The 18,617-nt window shown below is 65.6% G+C and carries 20 protein-coding genes; 9 read left to right on the forward strand and 11 right to left on the reverse strand.

Annotation, left to right across the window (positions count from 1 at the left end; all coding sequences use genetic code 11):
• Positions 1-280 precede the first annotated feature (280 nt).
• Together ACFYOW_RS27530 and ACFYOW_RS27535 are read left to right on the forward strand one after the other, a co-directional pair.
• Entirely contained in the window at positions 281-1,900 is a 1,620-nt protein-coding gene (locus ACFYOW_RS27530) for a TRAP transporter permease (protein WP_387292627.1), read from the forward strand.
• Positions 1,897-2,892, forward strand: coding sequence for a TAXI family TRAP transporter solute-binding subunit (locus ACFYOW_RS27535; RefSeq protein ID WP_387292629.1), 996 nt, complete (start codon positions 1,897-1,899; stop codon positions 2,890-2,892). The genes ACFYOW_RS27530 and ACFYOW_RS27535 overlap by 4 nt, the downstream gene beginning before the upstream one ends.
• Position 2,893: 1 nt before the next feature.
• Here the strand turns inward: ACFYOW_RS27535 and ACFYOW_RS27540 are convergent, their stop codons facing one another.
• Positions 2,894-3,760 carry a helix-turn-helix domain-containing protein gene (locus tag ACFYOW_RS27540; RefSeq protein ID WP_387292631.1) on the reverse strand — a complete coding sequence of 289 codons (867 nt, stop codon included), beginning with the start codon at positions 3,758-3,760 and terminating at the stop codon, positions 2,894-2,896.
• 91 nt (positions 3,761-3,851) lie between these two features.
• Between ACFYOW_RS27540 and ACFYOW_RS27545 the strand changes: the two genes are divergently transcribed.
• Positions 3,852-4,646 (forward strand): SDR family oxidoreductase, encoded by a 795-nt coding sequence (locus ACFYOW_RS27545; protein WP_357475679.1) that lies wholly within the window; start codon positions 3,852-3,854, stop codon positions 4,644-4,646.
• Positions 4,643-5,716, forward strand: coding sequence for a diacylglycerol kinase (locus tag ACFYOW_RS27550; protein ID WP_387292633.1), 1,074 nt, complete (start codon positions 4,643-4,645; stop codon positions 5,714-5,716). The genes ACFYOW_RS27545 and ACFYOW_RS27550 overlap by 4 nt, the downstream gene beginning before the upstream one ends.
• An 82-nt stretch (positions 5,717-5,798) precedes the next feature.
• Here ACFYOW_RS27550 and ACFYOW_RS27555 read toward each other — a convergent pair whose 3' ends face one another.
• From ACFYOW_RS27555 to ACFYOW_RS27565, 3 genes are all read right to left on the reverse strand, one after another.
• On the reverse strand, positions 5,799-6,845 hold the full coding sequence (locus tag ACFYOW_RS27555; RefSeq protein ID WP_387292635.1) for an aminotransferase class V-fold PLP-dependent enzyme: 1,047 nt from the start codon (positions 6,843-6,845) through the stop codon (positions 5,799-5,801).
• A gap of 78 nt (positions 6,846-6,923) precedes the next feature.
• Positions 6,924-7,400, reverse strand: a complete 477-nt coding sequence (locus ACFYOW_RS27560) for a nuclear transport factor 2 family protein (RefSeq protein WP_387292637.1) — start codon at positions 7,398-7,400, stop codon at positions 6,924-6,926.
• A 44-nt stretch (positions 7,401-7,444) separates the two neighbouring features.
• Positions 7,445-7,777 (reverse strand): hypothetical protein, encoded by a 333-nt coding sequence (locus tag ACFYOW_RS27565; RefSeq protein WP_387292639.1) that lies wholly within the window; start codon positions 7,775-7,777, stop codon positions 7,445-7,447.
• A gap of 321 nt (positions 7,778-8,098) precedes the next feature.
• On the opposite strand from ACFYOW_RS27565, the gene ACFYOW_RS27570 reads away from it, so the two are divergent.
• Positions 8,099-8,350 carry a three-helix bundle dimerization domain-containing protein gene (locus ACFYOW_RS27570; protein WP_387292641.1) on the forward strand — a complete coding sequence of 84 codons (252 nt, stop codon included), beginning with the start codon at positions 8,099-8,101 and terminating at the stop codon, positions 8,348-8,350.
• On the opposite strand, the gene ACFYOW_RS27575 is transcribed toward ACFYOW_RS27570, so the two are convergent.
• From ACFYOW_RS27575 to ACFYOW_RS27600, 6 genes are all read right to left on the reverse strand, one after another.
• Positions 8,347-9,309, reverse strand: a complete 963-nt coding sequence (locus ACFYOW_RS27575; protein ID WP_387292643.1) for an NAD(P)H-dependent flavin oxidoreductase — start codon at positions 9,307-9,309, stop codon at positions 8,347-8,349. The two genes, ACFYOW_RS27570 and ACFYOW_RS27575, sit on opposite strands and share 4 nt — an antisense overlap.
• 72 nt (positions 9,310-9,381) lie before the next feature.
• Positions 9,382-10,269 (reverse strand): VOC family protein, encoded by an 888-nt coding sequence (locus tag ACFYOW_RS27580; RefSeq protein ID WP_387292645.1) that lies wholly within the window; start codon positions 10,267-10,269, stop codon positions 9,382-9,384.
• Positions 10,270-10,276: 7 nt separating this feature from the next.
• Complete coding sequence (locus ACFYOW_RS27585; RefSeq protein WP_387292647.1) at positions 10,277-11,281, reverse strand: 2Fe-2S iron-sulfur cluster-binding protein; 1,005 nt, start codon at positions 11,279-11,281, stop codon at positions 10,277-10,279.
• Positions 11,278-11,505: a hypothetical protein gene (locus ACFYOW_RS27590; protein ID WP_387292649.1), complete on the reverse strand. Its 228-nt coding sequence runs from the start codon at positions 11,503-11,505 to the stop codon at positions 11,278-11,280. The genes ACFYOW_RS27585 and ACFYOW_RS27590 overlap by 4 nt, the downstream gene beginning before the upstream one ends.
• 11 nt (positions 11,506-11,516) lie before the next feature.
• The gene (locus ACFYOW_RS27595) at positions 11,517-12,650 is read right to left on the reverse strand and encodes a Rieske 2Fe-2S domain-containing protein (RefSeq protein ID WP_387292651.1); all 1,134 of its coding nucleotides are present in this window, start codon (positions 12,648-12,650) and stop codon (positions 11,517-11,519) included.
• 89 nt (positions 12,651-12,739) lie between these two features.
• Complete coding sequence (locus ACFYOW_RS27600; RefSeq protein WP_387292653.1) at positions 12,740-13,216, reverse strand: flavin reductase family protein; 477 nt, start codon at positions 13,214-13,216, stop codon at positions 12,740-12,742.
• Between the two features lie 241 nt (positions 13,217-13,457).
• Here ACFYOW_RS27600 and ACFYOW_RS27605 point away from each other — a divergent pair, with 241 nt between their 5' ends.
• Positions 13,458-14,300 carry an IclR family transcriptional regulator gene (locus ACFYOW_RS27605; protein ID WP_387292655.1) on the forward strand — a complete coding sequence of 281 codons (843 nt, stop codon included), beginning with the start codon at positions 13,458-13,460 and terminating at the stop codon, positions 14,298-14,300.
• Positions 14,301-14,436: 136 nt separating this feature from the next.
• Positions 14,437-15,582, forward strand: coding sequence for an acyl-CoA dehydrogenase family protein (locus tag ACFYOW_RS27610; RefSeq protein ID WP_387292657.1), 1,146 nt, complete (start codon positions 14,437-14,439; stop codon positions 15,580-15,582).
• A 15-nt stretch (positions 15,583-15,597) separates the two neighbouring features.
• Here ACFYOW_RS27610 and hemC read toward each other — a convergent pair whose 3' ends face one another.
• Positions 15,598-16,527, reverse strand: a complete 930-nt coding sequence (gene hemC / locus ACFYOW_RS27615; RefSeq protein WP_387292659.1) for a hydroxymethylbilane synthase — start codon at positions 16,525-16,527, stop codon at positions 15,598-15,600.
• Positions 16,528-16,627: 100 nt separating this feature from the next.
• Between hemC and ACFYOW_RS27620 the strand changes: the two genes are divergently transcribed.
• Both ACFYOW_RS27620 and ACFYOW_RS27625 read left to right on the forward strand, forming a co-directional pair.
• A complete protein-coding gene (locus ACFYOW_RS27620) occupies positions 16,628-17,260 on the forward strand; it encodes a PadR family transcriptional regulator (protein ID WP_364472449.1) in 633 nt (210 codons plus the stop codon).
• 60 nt (positions 17,261-17,320) lie between these two features.
• Positions 17,321-18,574: a bifunctional 3,4-dihydroxy-2-butanone-4-phosphate synthase/GTP cyclohydrolase II gene (locus tag ACFYOW_RS27625; protein ID WP_387292661.1), complete on the forward strand. Its 1,254-nt coding sequence runs from the start codon at positions 17,321-17,323 to the stop codon at positions 18,572-18,574.
• The last annotated feature ends 43 nt before the right edge of the window (positions 18,575-18,617 follow it).

Raw genomic sequence — 18,617 nt, forward strand, 5'->3', positions numbered from 1 at the left:
ACGGCCGCCTTCGCGGTCGCGTTGCTGGTGCTGTGGCAGGTCTTTCGGCCGTTGGCGCAGGGGAGTCAGTACTACCTGGTGATCTTCCTGGCCGGGACCTTGCCGGTGGTGTTCCTGGCCTATCGCTGCGGGCTGCGATGGTTCGATCGACGGGACGGTCCTGGGCCGCTCGACTGGTTGTCGGCCGTAGTCGCGCTGGTGGTGTGCTTGTATCCGGTGCTGCCGATGGCGCTCGGGTCCGGCGGCGGCGGGTACAACGCATTCCCTGGATCGGCAGGGTTTGTTCGATCCGGTCGATATCGCCATGGGCACGGTGCTGTTGGTGTTGGTGCTGGAGGCCTGTCGGCGCACCACGGGCTGGGTATTGCCTGCGGTTTGCCTGGTGTTCATCGCCTACGGCTACTACGGCGGATACCTGCCACAGCACTGGACCATCGCGCACGCCGGACTCGACTTCGGGCAGATCATCGATGCGCTCTACAACTCCGGCAGCGGCTTCTACGGCACGCCACTGGATGTGGCGGCCAGCTACATCGTGCTGTTCACCCTCTACGGCGCCGTACTCGAATTCTCCGGTGCGGCACAGTTCTTCGTCGATCTATCGGTCGCGGCCTTCCGCCGCTCGCGCGGCGCGGCCGGACGCACCACCGTCGCATCCGGATTCCTGCTCGGCACCGTCTCCGGATCGGGCACCGCGACCGCGGTCACGGTCGGCGCGGTCACCTGGCCGATCCTGCGTCGCGCCGGATATCCGCCGGAGCAGGCGGCGGGTGTGCTCGCGGCGGCGGGTGTCGGCGCGATCCTGTCACCGCCGACGCTCGGAGTCGCCGCCTTCATCGTCGCCGAATATCTCGATGTCTCCTATGTGACGGTGCTCGGGTGGGCGATGATCCCGACGCTGCTGTACTACTTGGGAATTCTGCTCGCGGTCGAGATCGATGCGCGCCGGCTCGGCGCGGAGTCGGTCGAGATCAGCACCACCTCGATGTGGCGACTGCTGGCCCGATTCGGTTACCACTTCCTGTCTTTGATCGCGATCGTGGTGCTGCTGCTGATCGGCGTGAGCGCCGCGCGCGCCGTGGTGTACGCCACCGCACTGGCTTTCGTGCTCGCCTTCCTCGATGCGCGCATCCGCGCCGAGGCCCGCTCACCGCGACGGATCTTCCAGATGCTCGGCAGTGGTGTGCGTTCGGCGCTGCCGGTGGTCGCGGTGTGCACGTCGGCAGGTGTGATCACCGCGATCGCCACCAAGACGGGACTTGGCGCGCAGCTGGCATCGCTGCTGGTGAGCGCGGGAAAGGCGTTGTCGGACAACCACACCGTCGTATTGGCGTGCACCGTGGTGCTCGCCGCGATCGCACTCGCGCTGCTCGGGCTCGCGGTTCCGGTGACCGCATCGTTCATTATCGGCTGGGCGATCATCGGTCCCGCCCTGCTCGCGCTCGACGTATCCCCGCCCGCCTCGGCGATGTTCGTCTTCTACTACTCGGTGCTGTCCGAGGTGACACCGCCGACCGCACTGGCCGCCGTGGGCGCGGCGGCCATCACCGGTGCGCGCGCGGTGCCGACGATGTGGCAGGCATTGAAGTACGCGCTGCCCGCCTTCCTGGTGCCGATCGTGTTCGTGCTCAGCGGACCCGGCGAATATCTGCTCGGGCACGGGCCGGTGCTCGGTGTGCTGTGGACCACGGTCGTGGCCGGTGTCGGCGTTGCGGCACTGGCCGCCGCGGCCGGCGGGTGGATCCTCGGCATCGGCCCGGCCGGACTCGCGGCCCGGCTGCTCGCCGCGGTGGGCGGGCTGGCGCTGCTGTACCTGGAACCCGGCGCGCTCGTCGTCGGTCTGGCCGCGCTGACCGCGGCCGTCGGGCTAACGCTGCTCTCACGAAGGAGGACGACTTGAGAAGAGTTGCCATAGGATTCGCCGTCGCCGTGGTGTCGGCCGGATTGCTGACCGGATGTGGGGGCCGCCGCGACACACCGCAGTCCGACACCGGCGGCGAGGTTACCTGCGAAGTGAAAAGCGAGACCCGCGTCGGCATCGCGACGGGCAATTCGACCGGCGTGTACTTTGCGCTCGGCAATGCTTTCGCCGATCAGATTTCGCAGGCGACCGGCGGCAAGGTGAAAGCGACGGCGGCCGAAACCGGTGCGTCGGTGCAGAATATCCAGCAATTGGTGGCAGGCACCTATCAGGTCGCATTCTCTCTCGCCGACACCGCCGCCGACGCGGTGCTCGGCAATGCCGGTTTCGACGGTAAAAAGCAACCGGTGCAGGCGCTTTCGCGGCTCTATCCGAATTACACCCAGGTGATCGTGCGCGCAGGCGCCGATATCGAATCGGTCGCCGATCTGCGCGGTAAGCGGGTCTCCACCGGCTCGCCGAAATCTGGCACCGAAGTGATCGCCCAGCGGATACTGCAGGCAGCGGGGTTGAACCCGGACAACGATATCGAGGCCCAGCGCCTGGATCTCACCAAGACGGTGGACGGCATGAAGGACGGTTCCATCGACGCCATGTTCTTCTCCGGCGGCCTGCCCACACCTGGTGTCACCGATCTGCTGACCTCCGATAAAGGCAAGGTGCGTTTCCTCGATATCTCCGAACTCACCGGCAGTATGCACGCGGTCAACCCGGTCTACGAGGAAGGCACGATTCCGGGCACCGTCTACGGACTGTCCGCCGATGTCAAGACCATCGTCGTGCCGAACCTGTTGCTGGTGCGCGACGATCTGGACGCGAACCTGGCGTGCATACTCACCAAGACGCTGTTCGACCGCAAAACCCAACTGGAACAGGCCAATTCGGCCGCGAAAGGGATCAGTCGCGATTCCGCGACGATTACCGCGCCGGTGACCCTGCACCGGGGTGCGGCGCATGCCTTGACGAAATAGCTCAGGAAGCCAACGCTTCGGTCAACGCCCGAGCGATATCGACTGTGGCGGTAATGAATTCGTCGCGCTCGGATTTCGTGGTCGATGCCCGCAGCGGTCCTGATTGGACTTCGTACGCGGCCGTACCTTTCGCATCGAAAACCGGTGCGGCCAGGTAACTCAGCGGGAGTTCGGCATCGGAGTCGAGCTCTGCCTTGGTGAATGGCCGCGAAGTGAGAAATGCGAGGCGGCGCAGCGCCCGGGTGCGCAGGTGCGGCTGCACGAGTTCGGTCCCCATCGCGCTCAGTAGGTCGGCGAGGAGTTCGACCGTGCCCGCATCATCGGTACGTGGGCGGAACAGAGCAACGCCGCGATCACGGACGAGCGCGAGCAGTCCGCTCGCGACGCGGCGATCGGAGTCGGGTGCGGTGGCCAGCCAGGTGTTCTGCTCGGCCGCCGAGCGCCACGGCATCACGCTCGCTCCCGCCGGAAATTGCATCGGGATGCGATGGCCGACGGGTATGCCGGGGACGACGCGCTCGGGCCCGTGGCGCACATCGAGCACGGTGAGGTGATCGGGCTCGATACGACTCAATGTCGCGCCGTAGCCGGTCCGCGCGATGAGTTCGGCGAGGATATCGCCGAGTGCGTGCGGCAGTGCGGGACCGTGCAGATTGGCCAGTGCCGGACCGAGACCGTATCCGCGGCTCGCGTCGCGTCGTACCCAGCCCGCCGATTCCAGTTCGGCCAGAATCGCGGTCGCGGTCGCGCGGGCGATATCGAGCCGGTCCGCGATGCCCGCGACGCTGATCGGCTCCGGCGTCGCGGCGAGCAGCGACACGATATCGATGACACGGCGGGTCGGCGGGGACGGAGACCGGTCGGACATGTGCAACCCCTTGTGCGGCTCGGCGGGACAGCTCTACGATGACGAATATTACGCAGTTTAGCGTCGAATATTCGACACAGTGGGAGCTCTCATGATCCTGGACAGATTCCGAATCGACGGCCAGGTCGCCGTCGTCACCGGCGCGGGGCGCGGCCTCGGCGCGGCGATCGCGGTGGCTTTCGCGGAGGCGGGCGCGGATGTCGTCATCGCATCCCGCACCAAGAGTCAGCTGGACGAGGTCGCCGAGCAGGTAGCGGCGGTGGGGCGTCAGGCCCACGTGGTGCCCGCGGATCTCAGCGATATCGAGGCGACCGCCGGACTGGCCGCCGCGGCCGTCGAACGCTTCGGGCGGCTCGATATCGTGGTCAACAATGTCGGCGGTGCGCTGCCGTGCCCGCTGCTCGATACGACACCGGATGCGCTGGTGCAGGCATTCAACTTCAACGTGACCAATGCGCATGCGCTGGTTCGCTCGGCGGTGCCGAAGATCCTCGAAACCGCTGGTGGCGGTTCGATTCTCAATATCACCTCGACCATGGGCCGCCTGCCCGGCCGCGCCTTCGTCTCCTATGGAACGGCGAAAGCGGCGCTGGCGCATTACACCCGGTTGGCGGCAATGGACCTGAATCCGCGCATCCGGGTGAATGCCATTGCGCCCGGGTCGATTCTGACCTCGGCGCTGGAGATCGTGGCGGGCAATGATGCGATGCGCACCGAGCTGGAGGCCAAGACACCGCTGCACCGCATCGGTGAACCCGAGGATATCGCCGCCGCCGCACTGTATTTGGTGTCGCCCGCCGGAAAGTACGTCACGGGCAAGGTGCTCGAACCCGACGGCGGCCTGATCGCGCCGAATCTCGACCTCCCGCTTCCGGATCTGTCATGAGCTACCGCGTAGTCCAATGGGGCACCGGGAATGTCGGTGCACATGCGCTGGCGGGCGTGATCGCGAATCCGGATCTCGAGCTGGTCGGGGTGTGGGTGTCGGGTCCGAAGAAGGACGGGCTCGATGCGGGAACCATTGCAGGCCTCGATGATCCGGTCGGTGTCACCGCGACGACGGATACCGAGGCGATCCTGGCCGCGAAACCCGACTGTGTCGTCTACTGCTCGATGACCGACAATCGGCTGCTGGAGGCCGTCGAGGATCTGCGCAGATTGCTCAGCGCGGGCATCAATGTGGTGGCGTGCGCGCCGGTGTTCTTCCAGTACCCCTACGGCGTGCTGCCCGACGAATTGCTGAAGCCGATCCAAGAGGCTGCGGCACAGGGTAATTCGTCGCTGTGGGTCAACGGTATCGATCCCGGTTTCGCCAATGATCTGCTGCCGCTCGCGCTCGCGGGCACCTGCCTGCGCATCGACCAACTGCGGTGTCTGGAGATCGTCGACTACGCCAGTTATGACAACCGCGAGGTCATGTTCGACATCATGGGCTTCGGCAAACCGCTGGACGAGATCCCGATGTTGTTGCAGCCCGGGGTGTTATCGCTCGCGTGGGGCGGCACTGTGCGCCAGTTGGCGGCGGGCATCGGTGTCACCCTCGACGCGGTTACCCAGACCTATGAGCGCATTCCCGCTCCCGAGTCCTTCGATATCGTCACCGGCCATATCGCCGAAGGTACCGCCGCGGCACTGCGTTTCGAGGTTCGCGGGATGGTCGGCGACGAGCCCGTGACGGTTCTGGAGCACGTCACGCGCCTGCGTCCCGACCTGTGCCCCGATTGGCCCCAGCCCGCGCACCACGAGGGCTCCTATCGCGTCGAGATCACCGGCGAGCCGAGTTACGCCATGGATCTGGTCACCTCGAGCCGCAATGGCGACCACAACCACGCCACCCTGCTGGCGACTGCCATGCGCATCGTCAACGCCGTCCCGGCCGTGGTGCAGGCACCACCGGGCATTCTTACCGCCCTCGACCTTCCGCTCATCACCGCACCCGCTACTCGCCCGGCGTAGTTACCCGAGAATCGCGTCGCCTTACCTCCGCGGGCTCCGCACCCCCCCGGGGGGAGGTGCGAAGCTCGACAGGGTGCCGCTGTTACTGGGCGAGGGCGGCGAGGGCACGGTCCACGTCAGTGGCGCTGTTGTAGAGGTGGAACGAGAATCGAAGGCCCCCGCCCCGAGCGGAGGTGAGCACGCCTGCCTCCTCCAAACGGGGTGCCGCATCGCCCGCGCCCGACACGGCGACAATCGCCGAATCCGCCGATACCGACTCGAATCCCAACTCCGCCAGACCGTTTCGGAATCGGGTGGCGAGTTCGCGGTTGTGCGCGCCGATCTTGTCGACGGTCAGCTCTTCGATCAGGGACAGTGCGGAGAGTGTGGCGATGACGCCGAGCCAGTCCGGTGTCGAATCGAAACGCCGGGCGGTCGTGGGCAGTGCGATCGGTTCGTAGAGCTCGGCCCAGCGGTCGGCCGCCGCGTACCAGCCGGGGCTGATCGGGCGCAGCTGTGCGGCCGCTTCCGGCGGTGCGGCGAAGAAGGCCACGCTGCGTGCGCCGATCAGCCACTTGAATGTCGCGCACACCCAGTAGTCGGCATCGACGAAACGCAGTGGCACCCAACCGGCGCCCTGGGTGGCGTCGGCGAGCAGCCGGGCATTATGCGCCAGAGTTGCCGCGCGCAGCGTCGGCAGATCGACGGCTCGACCGTCCTTCGATTGGACCACGCTCACCGCCACCAACGCGGTCTCGGGCCGGACCTCGTCGGCGATGCGCTCCAATGGCACGAACCGGACGTTCAGGTCTCCGCGGTGTACGAAAGGCATGGATACAGAGGAGAATTCGCCTTCCGCGAGCAGTACCTCCGCCCCCGGCGCCAGCGCGGCGACCACCGGTGCCATCAGCCCCGCGACCGTGCTGCCCAGCGCGATATCGTCGGCCGAAGCGCCCGCGAGTAGTCGCGCGAATCCGACCCGCAATTCGGGTACCAGATAATCCCGCGTCGTCGGTGCGGCACGGCCGGCCGCCCAGAGCGCGTTGAACTCCTGCAGTGCCGCCAATGTTCGTGCGGCGGGCAACCCGTGGGAAGCGGTGTTCAGGTAGGCGGTCTCGGTCGTGAATTCAGCGGGCGCAAGGGAGGACATGTTCCCACCCTCCGCCGCCACCGCGGTTCCGGTCGAGTGCCACCGGGAAGATAGTGGCCTCAAATCCGGCAACCTGTCCTATTTCTGTGTCGCCCACATGTTCGTCAGCAGCTGGTAGCTGGGGGTGTCGGCGAGGGCCTGCATCGATTCGTAGATGCGCTGATAACTGGTCGAGGTGATGCGCCAGTGGCCGTCCGGATCGAGTCGGTAGGTGTCGGAGTAGTAGCCCGCGCCGCGGATGAGGACGCCGTATTCGGTGGCGATCACGGTGTCTTCGAAAGCCCATGAGCCCGTTGCCGTTTCGCCGTCCACGGTGATCTCCGGATGGTTCGCGATATGGGTGGTGACCACGGAAGGGCCGAGGTTCTCGCGCATGAATGCGGTGACGGCGTCGCGACCGTCGAGGGTCAGCGGTTCACCGAGGGCGTGGGTGCCGTAGCGACCGGCGACGTCGACGGCGAGGGTATCCCCGAAGTCATCCCATTGTTTGAGATCAAGGGTCCGGAAGTAGCGGTACTTGAGCTGGCGGACGGCTTCGATGACGGCGAGATCCATCCGTTCAGCTTGGCATTTGCCGGGGCTTCAGACAAGAACCTGTTCTACTTTCTTCGGGCGGCCGCGGCGTGGTTCGCCAATGCCTCGAGTACGTCGACCCGGCTCGCGGGTACTTCGATATCCATCGCTATGGCATCCGGGCCTGCCGTGGCGAAATCGAAGTCGAAGAATCCGCAGCAGGAGCTCTCGCGGGCGGCGAGGTCGCGGGCGATGTCTTCGTGCGTCGCGGCCAGCTCCAGCCGCAGACGGGTCGGCGCGATGCGTTCGACCCGACGCAGCGCGGCCGCGAAGAGATCGGTGAATTCGGCCACGCGCAATGGCTGCTCCGCCGTCGGCAATGTGCAGGCATCGGGCACCCAGAGCAGGTTCTCGCTCATGCCTGCGCCTCGCTGGCGCTCGGCTCCGGCACGAGCGAGTGCTCGGCTGTGTTGATGGTTCGCTCGCTGCGCTCGCTCATGCCTGCGCCTCGCTGGCGCTCGGCTCCGGCACGAGCGAGTGCTCGGCTGTGTTGATGGTTCGCTCGCTCATTGCGTCCACCTTCGTGAGGCTGTTGGCATATATCGAAAGGGTAGTGCAAGATTCTGGGTGCGGCCGTGGGCGTATCCGAGGTGTCGCCGTCGACCCATCGGGTACTCGATCGAGTGGACACGGTTTCGACCGCATCCTCTGCACTGAAAGTTCCCGACCAGGAGTCCGCAATGACCGAAGGTCCTGTTACGCACCCGCCCCTCCACGAACCATCCCTCGACCAACAGCCCGCGCTGAAGGCCGCCGCGCGCCGTCTGGAGCGCGAATTCGACAGCACCCGCGACGAAGCCATCGAACGGTGGCTGTATTCCGCTTACGACTACCTCGCCGATCACGCCACCATCGACAACTTCCTGCCGCTACTGGCCGAGCGCTACACCCGTGAACTGCTCCGCGCCCTGGCCGAGGAACACGCCGACTAGTCGCATTGCGCCGCGGCTCGCCGCAATACCGATTCCGCGTCGGCGCTGATGCGCCGCACCAGATCGGCGGCGGATTCGAGACTGCCGATGAGGTCGATATTCTCACCCGCCCAGATCGGCGCACAGTCGAGATCGCCCTGCTCGGCCGCCGCCCGATAGCGTTGCCGGGCAAGGGGATCGGCCGCGAGTTCGGTCTCCCGTCCGGCCCATTCGTCGAGGAATCGGTTGCGCAGGGTGCGTGCGGTGTACTCGGCGGGCCACGGTGATTCGCGGGCGATATCGATGATGCGGTTGCGTTCGGTATCGCCGCCGCGTGCATCGATGATGGCCTTGGCTTCCTCGGCCGAGAGCAACGATTCGTGTGTCGCCTCGAAGCGAGTACCGATCAACGCGCCCGCCGCACCGAGTACGACTGCGGCGGCGAGTCCGCGTCCATCGGCTATGCCGCCCGCGGCGAGCACTGGCGTACCCGCCGCCAGATCGACGACCGCGGGTACGAAGGGCAGCGTCGCCCGCCCGCCGCCGTGCCCGCCTGCCTCCGCACCCTGCGCGATCAGCACATCGGCTCCGGCCTCCAGGGCGCGGGCCGCCTCGTCCGTGGTGGTGACCTGGACCAGCAGCGGAATCCCGGATGCTCGGACCGTGGCGGCAAACGGGGTGGGGTCGCCGAAGGACAGCAGGATCGCGTGCGGTCGGCGCGCCACCGTCCTTCGCACGGTATCGAGATCGACGGCCCAACTCAACAGGCCGATGCCCCAGGGCTTTTCGGTGCGGGCGGCGAGCAACGCACATTCCTGATCGAGTAGCTGCTCGTCACCGCCGCCGCCACCGATCAGGCCGAGTCCACCGGCCTCGGAGACCGCCGCGGCCAGTTCACCGCCCGCGACGCCGCCCATCGGTGCGAGCACCACGGGATGCTCGATGTCGAACAGGGCGGTGAACTCGGTGCGCAGTGCCATCGGAAAACCCCTTCCGTCGCTATCGACGATAGTCAAGGGATATCAGGCCGTCGGTCTCCGCCGGTGATCTTGTCAGCCCCGATCCCAGTCATGACCCCAATAGCTGTCGGCGGTCATTTCCTCCGCGGTGTAGGTGTTCTCATCCACCAGCATGCCCTCGGTGCCGAATTCGAGATCCCAGCCGCCGGGAGTGCGGACATAGAAGGAGATCATTTTGTCGTTGGTATGGCGGCCCAACGTCGAGGACAGGTGATATCCGGCCTTGTTCACCCGGTCGAGCGCACGGCCGACATCGTCGAGACTGTCGACCTCGACCATGACGTGCACCAGCCCCGAGCCCTCCTGACCGCCGGAGGGGATCAACGCCAAGCTGTGGTGGCGCTGATTCACACCGAGGAAGCGGATGCGCACCGGACCGTATTCGGGCGGTGTGGGCAGCCGGAACGCACCACGCGGCAGGAACCCGAGGACGTCGGTATAGAAGTGGAAGGCGCCGTCGAGATCGGGCACCGGCAGCACCGCGTGGCCGAGGCCGAGTCCCGCAGTGACGAAACGGTTTCCATACTTGCCGACGACCGGACTGTGGTCCAGGACTGGTCCGTGGAAGATTTCGACGGTGGTGCCCGCGGGATCACGGAAGGTGATCGCCTCTTCCACACTGCGGGCATCCGCCTCGGCCACGGTGAGCGCGGTGACTTCGATTCCGGCCTTCTCCACGGCTTCGCGTGCCGCGGCGAGTGCGCGATGGTCGCGAACCTCCCAGCCGATGGCGAGCACCCTATCGGTTTCGCCTGGCACCAGGACCAATCGTGCGACGTGCTCATCCATGCGCAGATAGATGGCGTCCGGATCCGGCCCAATCCCCTCGGCGAAACCGATCACATCGAAGGCGAAGGTGCGCCAGGCATCCGGATCGCTGACCGTGACCCGCACATAGCCGAGCGAGCTGATGATTGCCATATTCTCCTCATTCATAGGTGACCCGGACCGCATCGGCAACCGGAACCGCCTGGCAGGCAAGTACATAGCCGTCGGCCAGGTCTGCACGTTCCAGAACTTCGTTACGCAGCAACTTCACTTCGCCGTCGACGACACGACAGACACAGGCGCTGCAGGCGCCTTCGCGGCAGGAATACGGAGCCGCCATACCGCGCGCGAGCAGCACGTCGAGAAGTACGGTATTGCGCGGCCAGGCGAATTCGTTTGTGGTGCCGTCGAGTTCGACCTCGACGATGGCAGCGTCCTCGGTGTATTCGACCTCGGTTTCGGCGAAGGGATCGCCGGAGATCGAGACGAATTTCTCGACGTGCACCCGGTCCATGCCCAGGTTGTCGGCGGCTGTGACGACAGCATCCATGAAAGGTGCTGGGCCACAGACGAATAGCTCGCGGCTGGTCCATGGTGTGATCAAGGTGGTCAGTGTGGGCACTGACGGTAAGCCCTGAACAGCCTCCAGCCAATGCAGCACAACGAGCCGGTTCGGGTGCTCGGCGGTCAATGACCTCAGTTCATCGGCGAAGATCACCGATTCCTCGTCGCGATTTGCGTAGATCAGTGTGCACCGTCCAGTGCCCTGCGCCAGTACCGATTTCAGGATGGACAGCATCGGCGTTATCCCACTGCCCGCCGCCAATAGGAGCAGATCGGCGTCGAGTGAAGCGGGCGTGAAGAGCCCCGCGGGCGGCAAGCTGTCGATTGTCATGCCGGGAACAGCGTTGTCGCACAGCCAGTTCGAAGCGTATCCGCCCGCTGTCCGCTTCACGGTGACCGCGACTCGGCCCTCGTGCGGCGCACTGGACAGCGAGTACGAGCGCGCCACCGAACCGGTTCGTTCGCTGGGTATCCGCAGTGTCAGAAACTGGCCGGGCCGGTAGGAGAGTTGATGCTCCGGTTCGGCGACCAGTTCCAGCGAGACCGCATCCTGGGTTTCAGCAGTTACTCGAACAACTCGAAGCGTTACCGCCGCACTCACAGCAGATCCCCATCGCGGGTACTCAGCCCGACTTCGCCTGCGCTGACAGCTTTTTCGATGCTGTCGCGCATTGCCGCACACCCGCGCACGGGACCGCCGTCGTTACGAGCGAACTCGGCACAGTGCGCGCGAGCGACGGAACTCCACTGCACGCTGGTGTGCGCGGGGCTGAATTTGACCACCGACACCTGATTCCGGCAGGCATGGCAGGTGATGCAATCCATTACCGATCCGTTCAGGCGTCCGCGCGTTGCGCGGCCAGATTCTCGGCGACCTCGGCCTCCCACGCCGTGACGGCACGGGTGGTGTCGACCTCGAATTCGAAGCGGTCGGTCATCTTCGACTCCACCTCGGCGATATCGGTGTAGAACTGCTCGTACCAGCGCCGCAGCTGGTAGACCGGCCCGTCCTCCTCGCACAGCAGCGGATTGTCGATGCGGGTCTTGCGTTCCCAGATCGCCACATCCTGCTCGAACCCGCGCCCGAGTCCATTGGCGAAACGGACCGCCATCGCATCGGCATCTTCCGGCGACAAACCAGGGAGTTTCTTGACGATCGCGCCGTACTGCAGCACGAACTTGGTGGGCGAAACCGGGTAGTGGCAGTTGATGAGGACGGATTCGACCCTCTGCCCGCTGGATTCGTTGACGAGGTAATCGATCATGTAGGAGGGTCCGTAATAGTGCGCCTCCGAATGCAGCGTGTTCTCCGCGCCCGCTTCCTTGGCCAACTCGCCCTGCATATCCGCGCGTCCGATCGAGGTCATGTACTGACTGGCGATGTGGCCCTCGAAAACATTCTTGAAGTAGGTCGGAAAGGCGAAGTGCACGTAGAAGAAATGCGCCATATCCACCACATTGTCGATGACCTCGCGGCAGTTCGCGCCCTCGATGGTGATCTGGTTCCAGGTCCAGTCGCTCCACTCGTCACTGAACGCGCCTTCGATGCGGGGGATCGTGATATCCGCGGGCGGCGGATTGCCTTCGGGATCGTTCCAGACGAACAGCTGCCGGTTCTGCTCCAAGGTGATCCACGATTTGGTCCGGGCCAGCGGTGGTACGCGGCGCGCGTAAGGGATTGCGGCACAACGGCCATTGCCCCGCCAGCGCCAATCGTGGAACGGGCAGGCGATGGTGTCGCCCTTGATAATGCCATCGCCGAGGTTGCCGCCCATATGTCGGCAATAGGCGTCGAGCACATTGAGGGTGCCGTCCGCGCTCGCGAAAACCACCAGTTCGGTGCCGAAGATTTCGATGGTGTGCGGTTTGCCGTCGCGGAAGTTGTCGGCGAGGCCGACGCAGTGCCAACCCCTGGCATATCGGGTGGGCGGGGTGCCGGTGTCGATCACGCGCACCTGATCGTCGGTCATGGTTCCTCCACGTTCGTCGGGCTGTCGTTTCGATGGTTCGGCGCGCCGATGGACGCGCAAAGGAGTGGTCTCACTGGCCGGGAGACGGCTCAGGCAGTGGTAAGGCGCTCGAATCCGGAGCGGTAGAACAGCAGCGGATCGGCCTCGCGGCCCGCGCCCAGTGCGGTGACATGGCCGATGACGATGGTGTGATCGCCACCGTCCAGCTCTGCGCCGAGCTCGCAATCGATCCATGCGATGGATCCGTCGAGCAGCGGCGAACCGTTGGGGGAGCGGGTCCAGTCGAGTCCGTCGAACTTGTCGGGTCCACTGCGGCCGAGCTGTCTGCACACCTGCTCCTGATCGGCGGCGAGCACGTTCACGCAGAACTTGCCGGCCGCGCGGATCCGCGGCCAAGTGGTGGAGGTCCGGGCCGGGAACAGTGCCACGGCAGGCGGATCCAGCGACAGTGCGGAGAAGGACTGGCAGGCGAACCCGACGGGTTGCGCGCCGTCCAGGGCGGTGATCGCGGTGACTCCGGTGGCGAACCGGCTGAGGACGGCCTTGAAGTCGAGCACGACGGCCATAGCGCTCCTAGTTTCGATTAGAAATATTCCGTTTCGCCATTAAGGTAAGCGGCGCGCGCGGTGGGCTGTCAATGGTCGGTTCCGGCTACCGAGAAGATCCGTAGCGATCTCCGTAGTTTTCGGGATTCGACGTCGTCCGCGTGACGGCACTGTGATTGGGGACACAAGCAGGTATGCCGAAAACGGACATGCCTAATCGAAATACTTCTAAGCTGTATGAGCTACACAATGGAGGTGCGCCATGACGGTCGAGGTGCTGACCGGTCCGGGATCCGACGAGCTGTTATCGGGTCCGGGTCGTCCGACCACCCGGCCCGCGCAGCCGCCGGTTTCCATGATCGAGCGAATGACGCTGATCCTAGACGCTTTCGACGGTTCGACACCGACTCTGACGCTGCTCGGATTGGCCGAGCGAACCGGCCTGCCGCGGTCCACAGTGCACCGCATCCTGGACCAGATGATCCGGCTGCGCTGGTTGGCGCACGCGCCCGGCGGCTACCGCCTCGGCTTGCGTCCGCTGGAACTCGGCGGACTCGCCGCCGACCACAATGAGATTCGCGATGTGGTGAGCCCGCTGCTGCACGAGCTGTGTCAGCGGACCGGCATGGTGGGCCACCTCGGTGTGCTCGACGGACGCGAGGTGCTGTACCTGGACAAGGCCGGTGGCCGCTACACCGCGAGCATCCCGACCCGCCTCGGCGGCCGGATGCCCGCGCACAGCACCGCCCTCGGCAAGGCGATACTGGCCTCGCTGGAGCCGAGCATTATCGAGACCTCCTTCCGGGACCGGTTGCCGCAATTGACGCCGCGGACCATTTGCGACCGGGCGGAACTGCACCGCGAGTTGACCCGGATCCGGCATCGGCAGGGAATTGCCGTGGACAACGAGGAGTCGGTGACCGGGATCTCCTGCGTCGCGGTGCCGATTCGCGGGCGCGGAGCCGCCATCGGTGCACTCTCGCTGTCCGGTCAAATCGGTGGGGATCGAACGGCGTTGGATACCGCGCGATTGGCGCGGGTGCTGGTCGAGGTTGCGCACGAGGCGGGGCGGGGGCTGTTTCCGCGCCACGCTCGCTGGCGGTGATTCAGGTCTGTTGCGTGGTGTTGTGGTCGCGGCGAGACGTCTCGGCCATGGTTGCGTCGAATTGTGAGCGGGACCGCCTGCGTGCGATGTGACGCTCGGCTAGCGTCGGGAGTGAGACCTCATTGAGGAGGGCGACGTGATCTACAGCGATGAGCATCAGGAGTTCCGGGCGCTGGTTCGACGGTATGTCGAGCAGAAGATCAATCCGCGGGTCGACGAGTGGGAACGGGCGGAGTGGATGCCGCTGCACGAGGTCTTCGCCGATATGGCGAAGCTCGGGATGCTGGGGCTGGAATACGATCCGGCCTACGGCGGCCAGGGCGCGGACCATCTGTTCACGGTGGTGCTGTGCCAGGAACTCGGGCGGGTCGCCCACGGCTCGTTCCCGATGGCGCTCGGGGTGCAGGTCGCGATGGCGACGCCGTCGCTGCACGCGCACGGCAGCGAAGAACTCAAACAGGAGTTTCTCGCGCCCGCCATGCGCGGCGAAATGGTCTGTGGTGTAGCGGTTACCGAACCGGAGGCGGGTTCGGATGTGGCGGGGATTCGCACGCACGCCCGGCGCGACGGTGACGACTGGGTGATCAACGGCTCGAAGATGTTCATCACCAATGCTGTTCAGGCCGACTGGCTGTGCACCCTGGTGCGCACCTCCGACGAGGGCGGCTACCGCGGCATGAGCCAGATAATCGTCCCCACCGGCACTGCGGGCTTCCGGGTCGACCGCAAGCTCGACAAGCTCGGTATGCGTGCCTCCGACACCGGCCTGCTCACCTTCGACAATGTCCGAGTTCCGGTGCGCAACACCATCGGCGAAATCGGCCGCGGCTTCCAACAGCAGATGTCGCAGTTCGTGATGGAGCGCATGTTCGCCTCCTACAGCGTCCCCATCACCTGCGCGATCGAACTCGAGGCCACCCGCGACTACGCCCGGGACCGAAAGCTGTTCGGCCACCCGCTCACCGCGAACCAATACCTGCAATACACCTACGCCGAACTCGCCGCCCGCGTCGACATGCTCCGCGTCTACACCGAGTCCACCGCCCAGTCCTATATGGCAGGCACCGATGTGACCCGAATGGCCACGATCTCCAAACTGGAGGCCGCCCGCCTCGGCCGACAGGTCGCCGACTGGTGCCTACAGGTGCACGGCGGCATGGGGTACATGGAAGAAACCTGGACCTCGCGCGCCTACCGCGACAGCCGCCTGCTCAGCATCGGCGGCGGCGCCGACGAAGTCATGCTCCGCGTGCTGTCCATGATGGACGGCTTCACCGACTGAACGCCCCGAACCAGATCAGTGCGGGATCGAGTCGATGATCGCGCGTGCGCCCTGGCGCAGCAGGTCCGCGCCGACGAAGAAGCCGAGGGCGCTCGGGTCCTCCGGGACGCCCCAGTGTTTGGCGTCGAGCCACTGGCTGCCGTCGAGGTTGAAGACCTTGCCGTGCAAGGTGAGTCGTCCAGTGGGGTCGGTCGTCGCGTGTCCCGCGATCGGGGAGTTGCAGTGGCCCTGCAGTGCGTGCAGCATCGCGCGCTCGGCATCCGCGTGGCGGTGGGTGGCCGGATCGTCCAGGCGCGCACCGAGATCGAGGAGTTGGGTGTCGTCGTCGCGGCACTGCAGTGCGATGACGCCGGCCCCGATCGGCGGGCACATGGTGTCCAGGTCGAGGGTTTCGGTGATCCGGTGTGCCTGGTCGACGCGGTGCAGCCCGGATACGGCCGCGATCAGCACGTCGATATGGCCCTCTTCAAGGCGTGCCAATCGGGTATTGACGTTGCCGCGCAATGGTTTCACCGCAAGATGCGGATAGTGCAGCCGCAGCTGTGCGGTCCGGCGCACGGAACTGGTGCCGACGACCGTGCCCTCGGGGAGTTCGGCCAGCGGCGCGCCGGTTCGGGTGATCACCGCATCGTGCACGTCCTCGCGCGGCAGATAACCGGCGAAGGCGAGCCCTTCCGGCACCGGAATATCACCGGGAATGTCCTTGAGGCAGTGCACCGCCAGATCTGCCTCGTCATCGAGCAGGGCTCGATCGATCTCCTTGACGAAGGCGCCCTTACCGCCGAGCTTGGACAGATCGCCCATCCATCGATCGCCCGCCGTGGTTACCTTGACCAGCTCGCTCTCGACCCCGAGCCCGGCCAGCAATCCGGCGACCTGCTCGGCCTGAGCCAGGGCCATCGGGCTGGATCGGGTGCCGATCCGAATAATGCGCGTACGCGACATGCGGCGAGACTACTCCCGGCGCTCGCGCCCCGATCACCGGGGCGTGTCCCACTCAGCGGGACTTTGCACCCGAAATATGCCTAAGCGGTATAGTCCTAGCGTGACCGAAGCGAAGTCTCCGGCGAGCGCCGAAGTTCCCGACCTGCCGACGACGAGTTGGGCCGTGCTCGGCATGCTCTCGCACGCCGACGAACTCTCCGGCTACGACCTGAAGAAATGGGCCGACTGGAGCCTGCAATTCTTCTATTGGAGCCCGTCGTTCAGTCAGATCTACGCCGAGCTCAAACGCCTCGAGAAACACGGTTACGCCACCTCGCGCACGGTGCTGCAGGACGATGGCGTGCGAGGTAAGCGCATGTACGCCATTACCGAGAGCGGTCGCGCGGCGGCGGCGCAGTGGGTGAACCACGCACCGGTGGAGGCGCCGGTGCTCAAGCACAGCGTCATGTTGCGCGCCTGGCTGGGGCATCTCGCCGAACCGGACCGGTTGCGCGAAATTCTCTCCGAGCACATCGGATACGCGGAGCGAATGCGCAAACTCGCCGAGGTCGATGCCGAGGGCGCCGACGAGAATCCGGATTGGGCCTATCCCGGCGCGGTATTGCGCTGGTGCATACGGCATTACGAGGCCGAGCGGGATTTCGCCGAGGCGCTGCTCGCCGACGTGGATAAACTCGCGACAAAGACCGCTCCGAAGAAGTCCGCGAAGGGCAAGGGGCGCCGCGCTTCCTGATCCCGCTCACTGAGTGGGATGGCGCTTGATATGACTAATAGAAATACTTCTACTAGTCATATGCGCACCGAATTCGCACAGCAGCGTTCGCTGGACACGATCGAAACGGCGCTCGCCACCCTGGCTGCGGGCGGCATGGTCGTGGTCGTCGACGACGAAGATCGGGAGAACGAGGGCGATCTGGTCCTCGCCGCCGCACTGGCGACGCCCGAAGCCGTCGCCTTCATGGTCCGCCACACCAGTGGCGTGCTGTGCGCACCGCTGCCCGGCGCGGATCTGGATCGGCTCCAGCTGCCACCGATGACACAGATCAACGAGGATCCCAAGGGGACCGCGTACACGGTGTCGGTGGATGCGGCTTCCGGTGTGACGACCGGGATTTCGGCCGCCGACCGCGCCCGCACCGTGCGCACCCTGGCGGATCCGCGCACCACGCCGGACGAGCTGACCAGACCCGGCCACGTCTTCCCGCTGCGCGCGCATCCCAGCGGTGTGCTCGGCCGCGCCGGCCACACCGAGGCCGCCGTCGACCTGACCCGCCTGGCCGGACTGCGACCCGCAGGTGTGATCGCCGAAGTCGTGAACGACGACGGCTCGATGGCCCGTCTGCCGCAACTGCTCGACTTCGCCGAAACCCATGCACTGCCGATCATTTCGATCGCCGATCTGATCGCCTACCGCCGCCGGGCCGAACCCACCCTGACCAGGGTCGTGGCGACCCGCTTGCCGACTCGGTACGGCGAATTCCGCCTCATCGGCTACTGCGACGAGCTCTCCGGAACCGAAACCTTCGCACTGGTTTTCGGCGAACCATGTGGCGAATCCGTATTGGCGCGGCTGCATTCGGAATGCCTTACCGGTGACGCTCTCGGCTCACTGCGCTGCGATTGCGGCGACCAACTCGACGCCGCGCTGCGTGCGGTCGCCGAGGAGGGCAGTGGCGTGGTGGTCTACCTGCGTGGACAGGAGGGGCGGGGCATCGGATTGTTGAACAAACTGCGGGCGTACGAATTACAGGATCGCGGCGCCGACACCGTCGAAGCGAATCTCGCGCTCGGGTTGCCGGTCGATGCCCGCGGGTATGCGGCAGGTGCGCAGGTGCTCGCCGATCTCGGCATTCGGTCGGTTCGACTGCTCAGCAACAACCCGGCCAAACAGGCAGGCCTGGAACAGTGCGGGGTCACGGTCGTGCGGCGGCTGCCGCTGCAGGCGACGCCGACCGAACACAACATCCGCTACCTGCGCGCCAAGCGCGATCGGATGGACCATCAACTCTCGGGTGTGGACGTCGAACCGGCAAGGGCGACCTCGTAGTAACGAATCTTTTCCGATCTTCGTCGCCGAATGCTGGCTATTT

Source organism: Nocardia sp. NPDC006982, assembly GCF_042869435.1.
Classification (GTDB): domain Bacteria; phylum Actinomycetota; class Actinomycetes; order Mycobacteriales; family Mycobacteriaceae; genus Nocardia.

Bases quoted from the DNA above. Each gene is read 5' to 3' on its own strand.
- ACFYOW_RS27540 (WP_387292631.1), bottom strand. From the start codon at position 3,760: ATGTCCGACCGGTCTCCGTCCCCGCCGACCCGCCGTGTCATCGATATC.
- ACFYOW_RS27595 (WP_387292651.1), bottom strand. From the start codon at position 12,650: ATGACCGACGATCAGGTGCGCGTGATCGACACCGGCACCCCGCCCACC.
- ACFYOW_RS27560 (WP_387292637.1), bottom strand. From the start codon at position 7,400: ATGGATCTCGCCGTCATCGAAGCCGTCCGCCAGCTCAAGTACCGCTAC.
- hemC (WP_387292659.1), bottom strand. From the start codon at position 16,527: ATGTCGCGTACGCGCATTATTCGGATCGGCACCCGATCCAGCCCGATG.
- ACFYOW_RS27545 (WP_357475679.1), top strand. From the start codon at position 3,852: ATGATCCTGGACAGATTCCGAATCGACGGCCAGGTCGCCGTCGTCACC.
- ACFYOW_RS27575 (WP_387292643.1), bottom strand. From the start codon at position 9,309: ATGGCACTGCGCACCGAGTTCACCGCCCTGTTCGACATCGAGCATCCC.
- ACFYOW_RS27580 (WP_387292645.1), bottom strand. From the start codon at position 10,269: ATGGCAATCATCAGCTCGCTCGGCTATGTGCGGGTCACGGTCAGCGAT.
- ACFYOW_RS27565 (WP_387292639.1), bottom strand. From the start codon at position 7,777: ATGAGCGAGAACCTGCTCTGGGTGCCCGATGCCTGCACATTGCCGACG.
- ACFYOW_RS27625 (WP_387292661.1), top strand. From the start codon at position 17,321: ATGCGCACCGAATTCGCACAGCAGCGTTCGCTGGACACGATCGAAACG.
- ACFYOW_RS27555 (WP_387292635.1), bottom strand. From the start codon at position 6,845: ATGTCCTCCCTTGCGCCCGCTGAATTCACGACCGAGACCGCCTACCTG.
- ACFYOW_RS27550 (WP_387292633.1), top strand. From the start codon at position 4,643: ATGAGCTACCGCGTAGTCCAATGGGGCACCGGGAATGTCGGTGCACAT.
- ACFYOW_RS27600 (WP_387292653.1), bottom strand. From the start codon at position 13,216: ATGGCCGTCGTGCTCGACTTCAAGGCCGTCCTCAGCCGGTTCGCCACC.
- ACFYOW_RS27570 (WP_387292641.1), top strand. From the start codon at position 8,099: ATGACCGAAGGTCCTGTTACGCACCCGCCCCTCCACGAACCATCCCTC.
- ACFYOW_RS27605 (WP_387292655.1), top strand. From the start codon at position 13,458: ATGACGGTCGAGGTGCTGACCGGTCCGGGATCCGACGAGCTGTTATCG.
- ACFYOW_RS27590 (WP_387292649.1), bottom strand. From the start codon at position 11,505: ATGGATTGCATCACCTGCCATGCCTGCCGGAATCAGGTGTCGGTGGTC.